Origin of the sequence: Trichocoleus sp. DQ-A2 (assembly GCF_039961915.1) — a bacterium.
GTDB lineage: Bacteria > Cyanobacteriota > Cyanobacteriia > Cyanobacteriales > FACHB-T130 > FACHB-T130.
The window spans coordinates 91753-107793 of the sequence record NZ_JAMPKD010000011.1 but is presented as its reverse complement, the minus strand read 5'-3'; the positions used below and the strand labels follow the sequence as shown (position 1 = coordinate 107793).

Annotated in this window: 12 protein-coding genes; 6 read left to right on the top strand and 6 right to left on the bottom strand. The window is 47.9% G+C overall.

Going from position 1 to position 16041, the window contains the following annotated elements; genetic code table 11:
• Positions 1-14: 14 nt before the first annotated feature.
• The 3 genes from NC997_RS12995 to NC997_RS12985 form a co-directional block, all read right to left on the bottom strand.
• A complete protein-coding gene (locus NC997_RS12995; protein WP_347275936.1) occupies positions 15-656 on the bottom strand; it encodes a sugar transferase in 642 nt (213 codons plus the stop codon).
• A 466-nt stretch (positions 657-1122) separates the two neighbouring features.
• A complete protein-coding gene (locus tag NC997_RS12990) occupies positions 1123-3039 on the bottom strand; it encodes a hypothetical protein (protein WP_190527844.1) in 1917 nt (638 codons plus the stop codon).
• A gap of 74 nt (positions 3040-3113) precedes the next feature.
• Positions 3114-6755 (bottom strand): hypothetical protein, encoded by a 3642-nt coding sequence (locus NC997_RS12985; protein ID WP_190527842.1) that lies wholly within the window; start codon positions 6753-6755, stop codon positions 3114-3116.
• A gap of 530 nt (positions 6756-7285) precedes the next feature.
• On the opposite strand from NC997_RS12985, the gene NC997_RS12980 reads away from it, so the two are divergent.
• The 4 genes from NC997_RS12980 to cobT all read left to right on the top strand — a co-directional run bounded on the left by NC997_RS12980 (position 7286) and on the right by cobT (position 10638).
• Complete coding sequence (locus tag NC997_RS12980; RefSeq protein WP_190412784.1) at positions 7286-7993, top strand: Crp/Fnr family transcriptional regulator; 708 nt, start codon at positions 7286-7288, stop codon at positions 7991-7993.
• A 58-nt stretch (positions 7994-8051) separates the two neighbouring features.
• On the top strand, positions 8052-8579 hold the full coding sequence (locus tag NC997_RS12975; RefSeq protein WP_190527840.1) for a universal stress protein: 528 nt from the start codon (positions 8052-8054) through the stop codon (positions 8577-8579).
• Between the two features lie 114 nt (positions 8580-8693).
• The gene (locus NC997_RS12970; RefSeq protein WP_190412786.1) at positions 8694-9449 is read left to right on the top strand and encodes a DUF2232 domain-containing protein; all 756 of its coding nucleotides are present in this window, start codon (positions 8694-8696) and stop codon (positions 9447-9449) included.
• Between the two features lie 88 nt (positions 9450-9537).
• Positions 9538-10638, top strand: coding sequence for a nicotinate mononucleotide-dependent phosphoribosyltransferase CobT (gene cobT, locus NC997_RS12965; protein WP_190527838.1), 1101 nt, complete (start codon positions 9538-9540; stop codon positions 10636-10638).
• 92 nt (positions 10639-10730) lie between these two features.
• Here cobT and NC997_RS12960 read toward each other — a convergent pair whose 3' ends face one another.
• On the bottom strand, positions 10731-11144 hold the full coding sequence (locus NC997_RS12960; RefSeq protein WP_242029081.1) for a hypothetical protein: 414 nt from the start codon (positions 11142-11144) through the stop codon (positions 10731-10733).
• A gap of 454 nt (positions 11145-11598) precedes the next feature.
• Here NC997_RS12960 and NC997_RS12955 point away from each other — a divergent pair, with 454 nt between their 5' ends.
• Together NC997_RS12955 and NC997_RS12950 are read left to right on the top strand one after the other, a co-directional pair.
• Positions 11599-12234, top strand: a complete 636-nt coding sequence (locus NC997_RS12955) for a phycobiliprotein lyase (RefSeq protein ID WP_190412788.1) — start codon at positions 11599-11601, stop codon at positions 12232-12234.
• A gap of 49 nt (positions 12235-12283) precedes the next feature.
• Positions 12284-13438 carry an extracellular solute-binding protein gene (locus NC997_RS12950; protein WP_190527836.1) on the top strand — a complete coding sequence of 385 codons (1155 nt, stop codon included), beginning with the start codon at positions 12284-12286 and terminating at the stop codon, positions 13436-13438.
• Here the strand turns inward: NC997_RS12950 and NC997_RS12945 are convergent.
• Both NC997_RS12945 and NC997_RS12940 read right to left on the bottom strand, forming a co-directional pair.
• Complete coding sequence (locus NC997_RS12945) at positions 13386-14060, bottom strand: hypothetical protein (protein ID WP_242031385.1); 675 nt, start codon at positions 14058-14060, stop codon at positions 13386-13388. The two genes, NC997_RS12950 and NC997_RS12945, sit on opposite strands and share 53 nt — an antisense overlap.
• A 99-nt stretch (positions 14061-14159) precedes the next feature.
• Complete coding sequence (locus NC997_RS12940) at positions 14160-15959, bottom strand: EAL domain-containing protein (RefSeq protein WP_190527834.1); 1800 nt, start codon at positions 15957-15959, stop codon at positions 14160-14162.
• Positions 15960-16041 lie beyond the last annotated feature (82 nt).

Below are 16041 nucleotides of genomic sequence, written 5' to 3'. Positions count from 1 at the left end.
TCGCGATTCGCTTTTTAACAAGCACCTTTTTTCTTCACAACTGCCATCACCGTCTTGAAAATCAAGCTGAGGTCGTAAGCAACAGACCACTTTTGCTGGTAATCAATATCCATGCGGACGATGTCTTCAAAGTCTTGGACGCTAGAACGACCGTTCGCTTGCCACTCGCCAGTAATTCCCGGCTTAACATTCAATCTTTCCCAGTGATGAGCATCGTAGCGCATGACTTCATCAACGGTCGGCGGACGGGTTCCTACTAAGCTCATGTCTCCCATTAGAACGTTCCAAAACTGCGGGAATTCATCTAAGCTGGTGCGACGTAAGAACTTACCGATGCGGGTAATTCGGGGGTCATTTTCGTTTTTAAAAATATGCCCTTTCGCTTGGTTATCGACCAGATGCTTGAGCTTCTCTGCACCAACAACCATCGAACGGAATTTCCAGATGCGGAACTTGCGTCCATTCAAACCGCAGCGAATCTGACTGTAAAAGACAGGACCTGGGTTATCCAGTTGCATTGCGATCGCAACTGGAATTGTAATTGTCGCTGCGATCGCTAACCCCACGACGCCTCCCAAGATATCAATCAGGCGCTTCTCTTTGCTAGTGACAGATGGATGACAGCTTGGCTGTTTTGTAACATCAACCAGATAGATTTCATCAAACGCCGACGAAGCAACGTCGAGGGATTCGGGGAGGTGGGAAGTAGTAATCACTGTTTTTAAGTTGGCTTCTAGAATCAGGTTGCTCTTATGTCAATATAGGCAACACCCCTTACAGATGAATCGTTGAAAGCCCTTACTTTACCGAATCTTTAAGGGAATCGGTATTTTTTTAAGTTTTGTTAGAAGTACGGTTGACAAGCTACAGATTTCAATTATTTAATCCTCTGCCTGTAGGAGGATTGAGAAGGATAATTCTTTTTACCTGAAAGTACGTCGTTACGCGTCTCTTGCGGGTCAGAACTTACCCGGCAAGGATTGAGAAGGATAATTTTTCACCTTGAAGTACTCCTCCCCAGTCTTTTGCAAACAAAGATTTTTCCCGATTTTCCTCCGCACGTAGGGGGAATTGCGGAGGGATGTTCTTGTGACTGAATACAAGCAGTCTCGGATCTCATTGCTAAACTGTTGCCGGTACTAACAAGTCAAAAACTAATGGTTCTTCTAGTTTTTGATAAGTGCTTGTCAGGATAGTGTTTAAATAGCGAAGATAGCGATCGCCCTGCTGAGCATTCAGTCGATACATCTGGGTCGCTTCTTTCTCAAAAAGTGGAGCCTCTGCGATCGCTTGATAGTCAGGATTTTGCTCAGAGGTGGAACTCAGCAGCCCAAACTCGGCTTCCGACGGCACGATACCCGCAGGCAGCTTTCCTTCCAAAAGCGCCATGACGCGAGAATAACAAACCCGCGTATTAATGCCGCGATACTCTAATAACTGCATAATTTCATTCAGCGGCAGCGGTTCTTCGGGTAAAGCGCGTAAAAGTTCCAAAAGCAGAAAATAATCGCTGTACTGCTGCGTTTGTTGCTCCAACAGTTGAGGATACAGCGGTAACGTAGCCAAACCGTAAGCCACTGGACTACAGTTTAGGGTTGAGTCGTTTGCGCCAGTATCCCGAATCAGGACTGCTTTTGGGAGTTTTTGTCGCAGCCATTGAGCGATTTCTCCGACGGCTGCGGTTCCGCCAGTACAGATAATTTGATGAATTCCCGATGCGGGTATCCCTGCCTGAGTTAGCAGCGCATTCAATTCTTGATTCAGTTTTTCAAGAAACGGTTTGAACACGCGGTTTTCTAAATCTCGGCGTGTCACCAAACAGGACTTTCCGCCCAATTCCACAGTATAGCTGTCTTGCTGTTGCAGAATTCGTTTGACAGAATTGGCAGCTTCCAGAAGCGCTTGTCCTAGAGGAGAACTTTGCAATAACGATGCCAAGCGATCGCGCGTTGCTAAATCGGGTTCCCCGGCTTTGGGAAGGCTCAAGGATGAAGAATGCAGGATGAAGGATGACTCGAATTCATCTTTCATTTTGCCTTCTTCATCGTTCAAGAGTAATTGACCGATGATGTCTTGATCGATAGCGTTACCTGCATAGGCAAGACTCCGACAAGCAAACTGAGAATACGTTAAGTCTTTAAGATTTTCGGGCAAATTCACCACAGCGAGTTCGATGGTAGTGGCACCCGCGTCGATCACTAGAGTCCCGCCTTGCCAGGGGACTCCCGGTAAGGTTGCACCTTCAATTCCTGCTAACAAAGTAGCGATCGCATCTTCAAGAAAGAAGATTTCCTCCGGATTTTCCACCAGATGGGCACCCAGTACGGCTTCGCGAATGTTAAAGCGGTAGGTATCTCCCCATTTAGCCGGACAACCGACAATCACACCACTCAAGCAACTCATCGCTGCATTCAGCGTAGAGGGCTTTAAACCAGCAGCACCCACCAAATTAGGCCTCGATTGTTCTGTTGGGGATAGCGGGTTTCCCTGCCTTCCTAGAGGTCTTAGAGTGGCAAATAACGCTTGCAATGAGCGCCCCAGCCAGTAAAGGGAAATTGGCTGGTCGAGCGACCACTGCAATATCGGCTCCCATTTTTTGGCAGATGAATAGTAAGGAATTCCCACCTTCAAGTACGGTTTAAAGCCTTGAATAAAGACTCCTTCTTTACGATTGGCAAGAGAAGACGCCAGAACACCCACTGCGATCGCCGCTGGTGTATGCGTGTAAGTGCTGCTCGCGGCTGGTGTATCGGCGTAAGCGCTACTCGCACCCCCCGATGACTGCTCTGAATTGCTCCAGGCTGGCCCCGTGTAAGTCACTGCGGGTAAACGAAAGCTGGTTTGGGTAGATTCTGTCTGTCCTTGGCTTATCCAATAGATGGGATATCGTTCACCCGTCGAACCATTTAACAAAACCGCAGACACGCCAGTTGTGCCAAAGTCAATACCTAAGTACCAGGCATACTTGCTGACATTCTCCGCAGGCGATGGTTTTGCAGACTCAAGGACAGTGGAAGAATGTATTGAATTTGGATTCATTATCCCGATCGGGAGCAATTTTGTACTTTCTAAAACTAATGGGGATTCAAGGGTAATTTCCTGAGTGGGTATCCCTACGGAGTTTTTTTTTCCGGGTTCGATGAGTCTGAAAATATATCCAGCTCCAGATCAAAATCGTCAGTTTGAGGCAGCGTCGGCTCAGAAACGGCTTCTTCCTCGGTTGCCATCGGTGGATTGTTAGGGAACTGAGCGATCGCATCGTCTGGTGGAGCGATCAGTTCTTCCAATCGCAATAATTCTTCCTGCCAATCCGATTCCCCTAGGTGTGTTATTTCGACTTGCGAAATTTCTGGCATTTCCTCAAATTCCCAGTCGCCTAAATCTTCTTCCTGCAACCCAGTTAGCGCATCAATATCGGCATCAGACGCGATCGCCCTTTCTCTGGGTGTTTCTAGACTCTGTTCCTCATCGGCAAATAATTCCCACGATTCATCGAACTCAATCGATACTGCTGTCTCCTCACCAGTAATTTCTGGCGTCTGTTGTGCTTCCGAGTCAGAGAAGTATTCTTGCTCTAGCGCCGCCGTTTCAGTAGGTAGTAGATTGACTTCTTCGGGGAAGAATGACAACGATTCATCGAAATCAATGGTGGCTGGTGCCTCCCTTGACGGATTGGCTGACTCCTCCCACTCCCAGTCGGCAACGTATTCTTGTTCTAACGCCGCCGTTTCGATTGGTGGTAGCTCTAAATCGACTTCTTCTTCGGGGAATACCAACGATTCGTCGAAATCGATGGCGGCTGGTGCCTCCCTTGACGGATTGGCTGGCGGTGGCATTTCTTCCCACTCCCAGTCAGCAACATATTCGTGTTCCAGCGCCGCCGTTTCTGTAGGTAGTAGATCGACTTCTTCGGGGAATACCAACGATTCATCGAAATCGATGGTTTCTGGCATCTCTTCTGGCGTTTCTGCTGACGTGATTCCTAACGTCTGTTGCTGGGAATCGGCTATGTATTCTCGATCCTCCTGTATTCCTACTTCTGCTTCTGTTATCGAACTTAGCGAGGGCGATACTTCCGACGATTCATCAAGATTAGCGGGGGGAAGAAAAGCGATCGCTTTGTCTGGCGCTGGGTCTAAGGGTTCTACAGGGAACAAGGAAGCCAAATTCCAATCCGCTCTTTCATCGGCTGTTGTCGTGTTCGCCGTTTCCGGTTGCTCCTGATGGGAATTTTGTGGATGGTGAGCGATCGCGTTTTCTGTTTCTGAATCTAAACTGAATTCCCCAGACGGCAATCTTTCCGACTCCCCATCTGTTCCCGGAACAGAATCCTCCTCCACAAAGCTATCTAGGGCGAGATCGTCCCAATCTTCCATCAACAACTCATCCAGTTCCGTCACTGGCAAAGCTTCCTGGTGTCTCTTCCCCTGGGTTACTTCTGACGCTTCCGCTTGTGTTTCAACAGCGTCAACCGTCCCCTCTGGTATCTCCGTCCCAAAAAGCTCTTCCTCCTCTGCGAACCAGTCATCTTGAGTCTGAATTTCTGTCGCGTTATCGCTAAAATCCGCCTCTCTATGGCTCCTCTGCTCCTCTGATTGCGGGAACACGCCCCCCTGCGGTGCCTCAAAGCTAGACAGATCTTCACTCAGCAGTTGCAGCGTATCTCTATCCAGCCAGAAAAACTCGTCTTGGTCAACTGAGAAAGTATCCATCGCCAGCAGATTTTCGTCTGGCGAAGCGGGAATGTAGATATCTTCTTCCAGACTTGCAGCTTCCTCGGTTGCAGGTTGCTCTGTATCCTGGATTTGAGTATTCTGGATTTGAGTATTCTGGATTTGAGTATTCTGGATTTGAGTGATTTCCTCCAGACTCGGAGGTGTGACGCTCGGTAAGAGAGATTCCGCTGGCAGTACTTCCTGCTCCTGGAACAGATCCTCCTGCAACAGATCGGTTAGTGCCGAAATGACCAGATCCCCTTCTTCCACTGTTTCAGGATTGAAGGCTTCATTGGTTTCGACATTTTGATCTTCACTGGCAATCGTCGGAGCGATCGCCCACTTCTCAGCTTGGATAACAGTCCTTTCCCAATCTTCTGGAAATAAAACATTTTCCCAAGAGTCCTCAACTTGCTCGACTCTCGCAGGTGGTTGCGCGATCGCGGCATCTTCAGCGGGGTCTTCCAAACCTGCAAACAGGGCATCCTCTAAAGAGTCCTGACTGCTATAAGGGCGAGGGTTCCTCTCTCCGGCTGAATCTTGAGGAATGATTGGATTTATACTTTCTGCTTGAGTTTGGGTATCTCCGGCGGGATTATTCTCCGGTTGTTTCTCAACTTTTTGAGCTTGTTGTTCGGGACTCTGTGAGATCGGCGGCGTCCCAAACAAGCTTTCAAAAAAATCGTCGATTTCGTCGCGCTTCCTGTCGGGAATCGTGGGAAGGATAGGCTCCGTCTGGAAGATAGTTTTCATATCATCGTCATCAAGCGATGCCATCTCCAGATTGCCCAAGTTCTCTAGATTCAAGTCTTCCAGACCGCTACTCTGGGCACCAGAGGTAGGGTTCGATGGAGTGCTAGCAGACGATGCTGTCCCAAAAAGATTATCCTTTGAGGAGGCTTGCCTTTGTACCGACTCGCCTAAGCGATCCGTTGGCAGATTGAACTGGGGACTTTGCGGCTGCTCCTGTTCCACCGAGCGGAGGGGCAATTCAACCCCCGGATACGGCAATGGCTGTCTGGCGACAGGAACATCATTCGGCGAGAAATTGAATTCGTTGCGATTAGAAGGTGGAGAGGAGGGTTGATCCAGCGTTTGGGGTTCCCTCTGGGGATAGGGCAGTTGCAGAGCGCCGATTCCTGGTGTTGTCGCAGCCGGACTCGCGCTACTTGCATCTACTTGTGACTGCCGAGACGATTGCAAAATTGCTGAGGCTTCTTGCTGGAACTGCTCGGTGAGCTGATTTACCAACTCTGTAAACATCACCTCGCTTTGCTGCCCCAAGTTGTGCATTTTATCAAGTCCTTGGGCTAAGGACTCTTGATAGCTAACAAGATTGCGTTGCAGTGCCTCGAAGACTGTACGAATGGTTGAATCCAGCGTTGCTAGCAGTTGATCGGATTTTGCCTGTAACGTTTGCAGTTGTTCCAGGCGCTCTCGCGGATGTAAAGGTAAAGAATTGCTAGATATCGCGTCTGAATAGCTAGGTGAGAAATTATAGGGTTGTTTTTGACCTTCTGGAGGGAGTACCTCAGCACTCAAAAACTGAGTTTCTAAATTTCTCAGGGTTTGAGCCATCTGTTGCGTGAGAGTTTCTTGCAAGCGACTAGAAAGTACCTGCAAAAATTCGGAAATCAGTTGCTGCTGTGCCGCTTGTTGCTGAGCAAGCGTTCGATGGTGCAGCCGATAACTCTCCATCTGTCGAATCTCTAGAACCAGAGATTCCCGCTGTTGGCGAAGACTCTCCAGATCCCCCTGCAAGGACTGCATCAAGCTGGTTCGCACCGCTTCCATGTCTTGCTCAACCGCTTGCACAATCTGTCGTGCTGTTGTCTGCGGTTGATAGTTTTCCTGATGCCGAGCTTCATCTCCAGCGCCTGATTGTTGCCGTGAGACTAAATAGGTACGAACCTGCTCCAGAAGCCGACGCTGCTCTTGGACATCAACTGACCTGAGCCAAGGCCGACGGGAGCTGGCCTTGTGGAGGATGCTGTCAATATTAGCGATTAGTGTAGAAATCGCATCCGTCTCGTGAGTCACAATGGAATCCCTGGCTAGAACGATTGCACAGTTATCAGAAGTTACTATACTGCCACTGCCTATAATGTTAGACTGCCCAACAAGAACAACTTATATTAAACAGGGTGTTGCATCTACCGGGTGAATTATTTCAAGACTGGTAATTCTAAATGTAGATAGAATTTTGGGTTGTAGCGTTTTGTCACCCAATGGGTACAAAGAAGGCGATCGCCCAAAATCAAAGCGTTTTGGATTAAGATGTGAGTTTTGCTAGATGCGTCAGCAGCGAGTCGCGGGTTTCCTCTATGAGGATAATAAAGATAGGGTCACTGGCTCAATGGGTGCCTCCTAACTCTGATTGGTACGCTGCCAAGAGCCTCCTGTTCAGCCTAATTATCTTCGAGAGCGTAAACACCATATTCGGGAGATGCCGACCTGATTGCTGAAAGTTTCCGGCTCAACGGTTGCTCTTGATTCAAACGCTACCAGCTAGCCCCACTCCAGTGGGCCACTCTTTATCAGTTCTTAGCTTTTTCATTTGTGTTGGCCCGATGGAAGACCGATACACCCCCCGCGAACCGAACTCTAACATGAATGCGTTGATTCGCTCCACACCTTTGTTTACCGGCTTACCAGAGACCGTTGTGGAGAAAGCCACTTCCCATGTCGTCACTCGTACCCATCCTGCAAATCAGGTGATTTTGCTGGAAAATGACTGGGGCGGCTCTGTCTACTTTATTCTGGAGGGTTGGGCGAAAATTCGCACCTACAACCTTGATGGTAAAGAGGTAACGCTGAATATTCTTGGCAAAGGAGAACTTTTTGGCGAAATGGCAGCGTTGGATGAGGTTCCTCGTTCAACGGATGTAATTACGCTAACTCCTACGACGATTGGCAGTATGCCTGCTCAAGATTTTGTTCAATTAATTCATAACGAACCACTAGCAGGCGTTCGCTTGGCTCAGCTGATGGCAAAACGCCTGCGTCAAGTCAACCGTCGCCTCCGATTGCGAGAATCAGATAGTATGTCCCGCGTTGCCGACACGTTATTATTCTTAGCAGAAGGACAGGGAAAAACTGCCCAAAAAGGAACGATGATCCCCAATTTACCCCATCGTGAGTTAAGCAGCCTCAGCGGTCTGGCGCGAGAAACGGTGACACGGGTTTTAACAAAGCTGGAAAAAAAGGCGCTGATTATGCGCGACCACGATATCTTGTGCATTCCCGATTTGGCGGCTTTGGAACGGCTAATCGTCTAATAAATACACGGCAGCGGCACTCTGGGTGCCCAACTGCCATTTATCTGGGTGCCTAGTCATGGGTTTTCAGAAAATATTGGTTGCTATCGACGACTCTTCTTTATGTCAGGCTGTCTTCGCTCAAGCGCTGGAATTGGCGCAGGCGAATCGTGGAGCAATGATGCTGCTACATTGCCTCAATAGCGAGATACTCGGTGAAATAACGCCACGGCTCTCTGGTGAGATGGGTTTGTATCCTCAGATGATGACATCCTATGAGAATCACCACTTCACGATCGAAAGGCGAATCCAGCAGGTGCAAGATTTGCTCCGAAGTTACTGCGAAAAATCTACCCGTCAGAAAGTGCCGACGGAGTTTGATTACAAAGTAGGCGAGGCTGGGCAAATGTTATGTCAAGCATCTGAGAATTGGGGTGCCGATTTGATTGTGATGGGACGTCGGGGGCACAAGGGATTGACAGAAGCTTTGCTGGGGAGTGTGAGTAATTATGTGCTGCACCACGCTCCCTGTTCGGTGTTGGTAATTCAGGGCATAGATACGGAGCATCCTGAATCACTGGCGACTGGGGAAATAGCGGATGGATAAAGGGATACTGGAAATTGGTAATGGGTCTTGTAATTCTCTCCTGAAGCTGCTGAAGCTCGGCTCAAAACGGGAATAGAGGTTAAATTTAGGATCTGGCTTTGTTTTTTAATCTGCATGAGCGATCCTTTTGAAGACGGTCAAGCTTCTGGTCTGGGGAATTCTCAGAAAATCGAAGATGAGGCGAATCTAAGCGAAACACCCCCGGCAACCAGTGCCCAAGGGAACAATTATTCCGAACCCCAGGTGAAAGCAGTTGCTCCCCTGATCATGGTGGAAACTGCCTTTCTGGCTAGTACTTGTAGCCTGATTTGGCTGATTAATTATTACTTTCCAATGGGACCGCTGCTGCGGATGTTTTTCCCAATCCCGATTGCCCTCGTATACCTGCGATGGGGACACCGGGCGGCTTGGATGGCAGCGTTGGTTTCTGGGTTGCTGTTGTCCGTCCTAATGGGACCAACTCGCAGCATTCTGTTTCTGATCCCCTACGGTCTCATGGGTGTCCAACTGGGGGCTTTGTGGCGGCGCAGGAGCAGCTGGCTGTTCTCGATTGGTACGGGGACAATTATTGGTACGTTTGGATTCTTTTTTCGGTTTTGGCTGCTGTCGATTTTATTGGGGGAAGACCTCTGGGTTTACATGACTAGCCAGGTGACGGAACTGGCAGAGTGGGTATTTGTCAAGATCGGGCTACTGCAAGAGCCGAGTCTATCTTTGATTCAAGCGATCGCATTCGGCATGATTATTCTCAATAACGTTATCTATCTGTTTGTCGTACATTTGGTGGCTTTGCTGCTACTCGATCGTTTGGGTAACCCGATTCCCCGTCCCCCTCATTGGGTGCAAGTGCTGCTGGATTATGAAGAATGAGGGAGAAAAGTTAAAGGTTGATTTCGCCTTTTTCCAGTTGCTTTGAGCCTCACCACGACTCAACCCTCAATCCAAAATCCAAAACTCGATGATTCATGTCTACACTCAGATAGAACCGGGACATCGATGGCTCCAGCGATATCGGGGACGTCCATCGGTGTTTGCTTGTATTTTGGGCTTTACCGCCACCGGGCTGATCCCCGGTATTTCAGCAGCTGGAGCAACGCCAGAGGATCGACAATATACAGCGATCGCAGATGCGGAATTTTTGTATAAAGGCCCTCAGCCTCAGCCTCAATATCCTCTGCCTCCTCTGCAAGCGGGTGCCTCTCCAGTGCTAATCTCCCGCGCGGTGGTTGAAGAACTTGGTATTCCCGTTTATTTATTCAATGCTGGATTGCCCCAGCCGCCAACTGTTCCAGTCATTGATTTGGAAGGTGCCCCTGCTCAGTGTCTCAGCGGCGGAAATGCTTTGCCTCTCGCGACAGTGAAACATCTGTGGGAACAAGGACTAATTTGGGGGCAAAAACTAGCGGCAAGTATCCCGGATGGATATTTAATTCTGGGAGAGTGCGTGGTAGGGGGAACGACAACGGCTTTGGCAATTTTAACGGGCTTGGGTGTCCCCGCTGCCGGTAAGGTCAACAGCAGCCATCCTAGCTGCAATCACGCGCAAAAGTGGGCGGTGGTGGAAGCTGGGCTGAAAGCCTTTAGGAGCAGAGGAGACGAGGAACGTCCTTTCCAAGACCCGTTACATCTGGTTGCGGCAATTGGCGATCCGATGCAAATTGCGGTTGCGGGGATGGCGATCGCTGCAAGTCGCACTTGCGGTGTCATGCTGGCTGGTGGAACGCAAATGCTGGCTGTCTATGCCTTGATGCAAGCGCTTGGGCGTCAATATTCCCTATCTTGGGAACCCGAACAAGTTGTGGTGGGAACGACTCGCTGGGTGGCAGAAGATCCAACTGGTGATACGGTCGGGTTAGCAAAAACAATTAGCCCAGTCCCCTTATTGGGGACTGGGCTGAGTTTTGCGCCCTCTCGTTATCCTCAACTGCGGGCTTATGAGCAGGGATACGTTAAAGAAGGCATGGGTGCGGGCGGATGTGCGATCGCGGCTCATTTAACTCAGGGTTGGCACCAGGAGCAATTACTCCAAGCCATTGAAATGTTAATCGAGCGTTGTTGAAGTCTGAAATATGAAGTGTGAAGCATAAAGCCAGTCTTTATTCTTTCTTCTCTATCTGCAAGCCTTCTACCTGTATCCCGCCTGCCGATTGTTTAAGAGTGAATTCTCTGAGAGAGTAACTGTTCTTCTAAAGCAGCAATGCGATTATAGGCAGCGGTGAGCTGTGCCGTTAGCCGTTGGATTTGAATGGTCGGTGACAAATCTTTCTCGCTGCTATGAGAGTTACTATCTACAGAGTTTGTATCAACTAAGACATCTTTGTGCTCCATTACTGGAGACTGATTGCTGTAGCTTTTATAGGCATAGCGGCTATTACTGACTCCTAAAGGTGCGGGTGTACCTCCTTGGATAGCCGCTGCTTTGCTTTTAGACAAAGCTTCAGAGACTTTTTCGCTCAACTGGTCAATCATTTCGTAAAGGACATCAACTTTATGATTTAAAGTGATGACTTGCTTTTGAAGTGAATCCATGCAATTCCCACTAGGCGTTAACTTGATTTCTTTCATGTTATAAAAAAATAGTTAAAAAACTGTTTTACTTACAAATTATTTAACTATTGAGCAAGATGAATTTATAAAGCTGGAGTTGGGATCGATTGAGCCTTTTTAGGTCAAGGCTGAATAAACATGAAAAGCGGTTTTTCTAGCAGGATTTATGATGTAGAAATATTAAATTCTCAATTCTGAAGATTTATTGGAAATTTTCGCGATTCTAGCCCTATATTCCGTTTATTTTGATTTTCAGCCCTAAGAAGTTCCTCTATCAAAAGGAGGAACAGAAAATATACTTATCCAATATACTTATCGAATAGATAAAGAAGATGGCAACGGCGATCGCAGTGCAAAAAACTGTAGCAAAGGCTAGAACCTTTATCAGCACCGAAGAACACGGACGTATGCTAAGTTAATCAAGCAAGCTAATTACCTTTTACTTGCGTTAAATATTGCTTTTTTGGAAAAAATGCTCAGCATCAGAGAGTTTTTTACCGCTTGCACGGGGGTATGGACAACAGAAAGAATGTATCATTCTGTCCTTAGCGGTCAGATTGAACGCTCTCATACGGAATATTCGGTAAAAGCCCTGACATGGGAACAAAAGCAGCAAATTTTGTCCTTTTCTTCGTCAAATGGCATAAAGGTAAATCTTGCCCAAGCAACCGAAGAAGAAAATGCTTGTCCTGGGTTTGCGATCGCCTTTGATACCGTCTCGGAAACGGGCGAACGAGTATCTATGAGTTTGAAGGCTTTATTTGTGCCGGATGCCTACGTGGTGCCTGGGGAATCGCCCGCCGAAATCCCCGCTCCACCCATCGTGGCGGAAGTTGTAGATGGGGAAGCGATTAAGGGTTTTTATCTGCGGGATGAGGGATACTCAGAAGCGGGAGCGATCGCGGGGCGCTTTACCTATCAGCCCACTCGCCAAACGCTGGAAATGATCACCTATTATCGACGTTCTGTTGCGGTCGATCAAATGCGGATTGTAGCGCCGGATACGCGGCTCAGAACGATTATTACTTACCAACGACCCGAACCCGGAGAACAACCAACGGTAATCGATTTGGTCGGCTTTGGCGTCGAGCGCCGACAAGCGCTATAAACAGCGAATAGCGAATTGCTAATCAGAAGGATTGCTAGTTGCTACAACTATGAAGAGACGGTCTTTTCTGCTGGGTGCTGGAACGCTGACCTTGAGTCAGATGCTTGCAGGGTGTGGAAATTCCCAAAACCCCACACTAAGAGTTAGACTTCTGAAAAATTCCATTCCCGCTCAGCTGTTAACTAAATTTCGCCAGAGCCTCAAGCAATCGGCAACTCTAGATTTTACGCCAGCTACACAGTTAAAAGATTTATTTGCGAGTCTAGAAACTTGGCAGAATCCCGGTAAAGCGAACCAGGGCTGGGGTCGGAACTTACCGCTGATTACCCCGAAAAAACCCGTCATTGCCGATCTAGTGACTTTGGGAGATTTCTGGTTAGCACAGGCAATTGAGCAGAAACTCATTCAACCCCTCGAACTTACACAGGCGGGAGGGTGGAATCAATTGCCAATCCGATGGCAAGAACTTGTGAAACGCAATAGTCAAGGTCAATCTGACCCCGCTGGAAAAATTTGGGGTGCGCCCTATCGCTGGGGAAGCACAGTAATTATCTATCGCCGCGACAAATTCAAATCTTTGGGATGGACACCGACGGATTGGCAAGATTTGTGGCGAGAAGAACTGCGCGATCGCATTTCACTTTTAGATCAACCGCGAGAAGTGATTGGTCTAACCTTAAAACGGTTGGGTCATTCTTACAACACGGAACGGATAGACAGAATTCCTGAGTTGAAAAATACCCTGCAAAAGTTGCACCAGCAGGTGAAATTTTACAGTTCCGATACCTATCTGCAACCATTATTGCTAGGAGACACCTGGCTGGCGGTGGGTTGGTCAACAGATGTATTGTCGGTGATGAAGCGCGATCGCAACATTGCTGCGGTGGTTCCTGTGTCTGGAACCGCCTTGTGGTCAGACTTATGGGTGCAACCTGCTGGTGCTGCGGCGAATCCTCTGTTGCAAGATTGGATTAATTTTTGTTGGGAATCCAAACCTGCTACGGAAATTTCTCTGTTCAGCCGCGCCGCCTCACCAATTGTTGCTGGCATGAACCCAGCAGAGTTACCTGAATTTTTAAAAACGAACTCGATCTTGCTGCCAGATACTCAGATACTGGACAAGAGTGAATTTCTGTTTCCGCTTCCCCAGTCTACGGCGCTTGCGTATCGTTCCCTGTGGCAGGAAATCCGCCCAACGGTTTAGAACGAACTCGCAGACTATTTTGACCAGAGGAGACAATATCCAGATCGCAGACGACTGGAGTGGTACTGAAATTACAAGTGTAGGTTGCTAGCGGTTCTTGTGGTTGATTGGCAATAAACACCCTGGTGTTATAGCCATAATCTCTGGCAACCGTCCCAAAGCTGTTGACAAAGCTATAGCGTCCTATATAGTTCAGAAGGCTCCAGAGTTGTCGGTTTACAACCAAATCCACCCGCTGGCGATCCGGGTACGCTAGCCAGTTCTCTAGTAATTTGCCACCAAACTGTTCCTCCGCCCACCAAAGGCTGGGAACCGTTGGTTTAGCTTGGGACATACTATCGGCTCTAATGACTTGACTTCTCGGTGGGCGAGACTCTGGATCGAGTAGTTTTAAGTCTAAAGGTTCGGGAGAAGGCAGCAGTGTGGGTGGTGTTTGTGCCTGCGTTAACAAAGGGAAAACACACGAAGTAAGAATTGCTAAAGCTGATAACAGCAAGGAAGAAGCAATCTTTTTCCCTGTTTGATGGATCTGACTTCTCGCAGCATTGTCATCTGCCGTGTACGCCTGCCTAAATTGTTTAAGTTTCGCTCCAGATTTGGTTGGTTCCTGTAGAGGTTCCATGTTTACTCGCGCTAATTCATGCAGTTATTGTCTGGTAAGAATTGCTAATGGTTCCAGCGATTGATTCAGCGAACGGTTTGTAAATAAACGTAGATTAATTCATACAACTTGCATCGGCAACCGTTTACCGGCACTTAACAAGGTTTCAAATTCTGCTGCGGGTACGGGACGACTAAATAGATAGCCTTGCATGGCATCGCAATGCTGCTGGCTTAAGAAAGCTAGTTCAGCGCGAGTTTCTACCCCCTCAGCCGTAACTTTCAAATTCAGATTGTGAGCGAGTTGAATCACGGCGGTCATAATCGCTCGGTTTTGGGTATCGCTAGTAACATCCTGAACAAAGCATCGGTCAATTTTCAAAGTGTCAAAGGGAAATTGTTTGAGATAGCTTAAGGAAGCATAGCCAGTACCGAAATCATCAATTGCGATGTGAATCCCCAACTGTTTCAGTTCATTTAAAGTACCGATCGCCATCGAAGCATTTTGCACGAGGATACTTTCAGTCAGCTCTAATTCCAATGCATCTGGGTTCAAACCTGTAGTTTCCAATACTCGGACAATTCGCTGGCTTAAATCAGCTTGGCTAAATTGACGCCCCGACAAGTTCACTGACACGCGGAACGATATAAATCCAGCGTCTCGCCATTTTTGCGTTTGGGCACTGGCAGTTTGCAATACCCACTCGCCAAGCGGGACAATTAAACCCGTTTCTTCTGCCATAGGAATAAATTCAGCGGGTGAAACCAGCCCCCGCGTCGGGTGCTGCCAACGCACTAAGGCTTCTGCACCGCTAATTTCTCCGGTTTGGAGATTTACTTGGGGCTGATAATACACTTGAAATTCACTGTGTTCTAAGGCACGGCGCAGACTCGCTTCTAGCACCAGCGCTTCGCCATAATCAGCCTTGATGTCCGTCGCATAAAACTGATAGTGATTTCCTCCCAGCTTTTGGGTGTAGGACATCGCCGCTGCTGTCATCTTCATCAGGGTGTCTAAATCTTGCCCGTCGTTGGGATAGAAGGTAATGCCAATGCTGGCAGTGAGGAAGATTTGACCGTCTTCTAAGGAGAAGGGTTCATTCAGCGATGACAAAATCGCTTGGGCGACACTGGCAACCGTTTGTCTTTGACTTAAGGTTGCCAGAATAATTGCAAATTGATCTACATTCAATCGCGCAATCGTGTCCTGTCGGCTGAGACAGGTGGTGATTCGTTCGACAATTAGTTTAATTAATCGGTCACTCCCTTGATTTCCCAAGGTGTCACTAATCCGTTGAAACCGATCTAATCCTAGAAACAGCAGCGGGACAGGTTGAACGCTGAGTGGCTGCTGGGCAGAGGCAAGAGGCGATTCGTTCTCCTGGGTTTTGGAATCGCTTTTGTGTTCATCTTGCCGCTTACTGATAACTTGATTAAACCGCTCTCGCAATAGCAAGCGATTGGGAAGGTTTGTCACGCTATCGTAATGAACTAAGTGATTGAGTCTTTCTGCTGCTTGCCTGAGCGCTAAGGTATAGGGTTGAGTAATGGCTCTTTGTCTTTCGAGTCGGGCAGCGATCGCTTTGAGTATTTCCTCAGGCGTACAAGGCTTGGTTAAATAGTCGTCTGCCCCTAATTCCATCGCTTGACGCAAATCGGCTTTTTCAGCTTTGGCAGTCAGAAAAATGAAGGGAATTGTTGCGGTGACAGGATCTTGACGCAGCGCCATCAAAACACCAAAACCATCTAAATCGGGCATCATGACATCGCAAATAATTAAATCTGGGCGAATCGTTCTTGCTATCTGTACGCCAGCAAGACCATTTTCTGCACCTGTCGCCTCGAACTCTTCTGCCTCCAATAGTTCTAATATGTTTTCGCGGATTGCTTCTTCATCTTCAATAACTAGAATTTTTGCCATTTCTCTAAATTTCCTTTAATTTATGGTTTTTCTTACAAAATCAAACTTTTTATTTCCCCGATGTTGTGCAAATTATTTAATT

Coding starts and splice junctions, on each gene's coding strand:
- NC997_RS12975 (WP_190527840.1), top strand. CDS start 8,052: ATGGGTTTTCAGAAAATATTGGTTGCTATCGACGACTCTTCTTTATGT.
- NC997_RS12990 (WP_190527844.1), bottom strand. CDS start 3,039: ATGAATCCAAATTCAATACATTCTTCCACTGTCCTTGAGTCTGCAAAA.
- NC997_RS12950 (WP_190527836.1), top strand. CDS start 12,284: ATGAAGAGACGGTCTTTTCTGCTGGGTGCTGGAACGCTGACCTTGAGT.
- NC997_RS12940 (WP_190527834.1), bottom strand. CDS start 15,959: ATGGCAAAAATTCTAGTTATTGAAGATGAAGAAGCAATCCGCGAAAAC.
- NC997_RS12955 (WP_190412788.1), top strand. CDS start 11,599: ATGCTCAGCATCAGAGAGTTTTTTACCGCTTGCACGGGGGTATGGACA.
- NC997_RS12945 (WP_242031385.1), bottom strand. CDS start 14,060: ATGGAACCTCTACAGGAACCAACCAAATCTGGAGCGAAACTTAAACAA.
- NC997_RS12980 (WP_190412784.1), top strand. CDS start 7,286: ATGGAAGACCGATACACCCCCCGCGAACCGAACTCTAACATGAATGCG.
- NC997_RS12960 (WP_242029081.1), bottom strand. CDS start 11,144: ATGAAAGAAATCAAGTTAACGCCTAGTGGGAATTGCATGGATTCACTT.
- NC997_RS12970 (WP_190412786.1), top strand. CDS start 8,694: ATGAGCGATCCTTTTGAAGACGGTCAAGCTTCTGGTCTGGGGAATTCT.
- cobT (WP_190527838.1), top strand. CDS start 9,538: ATGATTCATGTCTACACTCAGATAGAACCGGGACATCGATGGCTCCAG.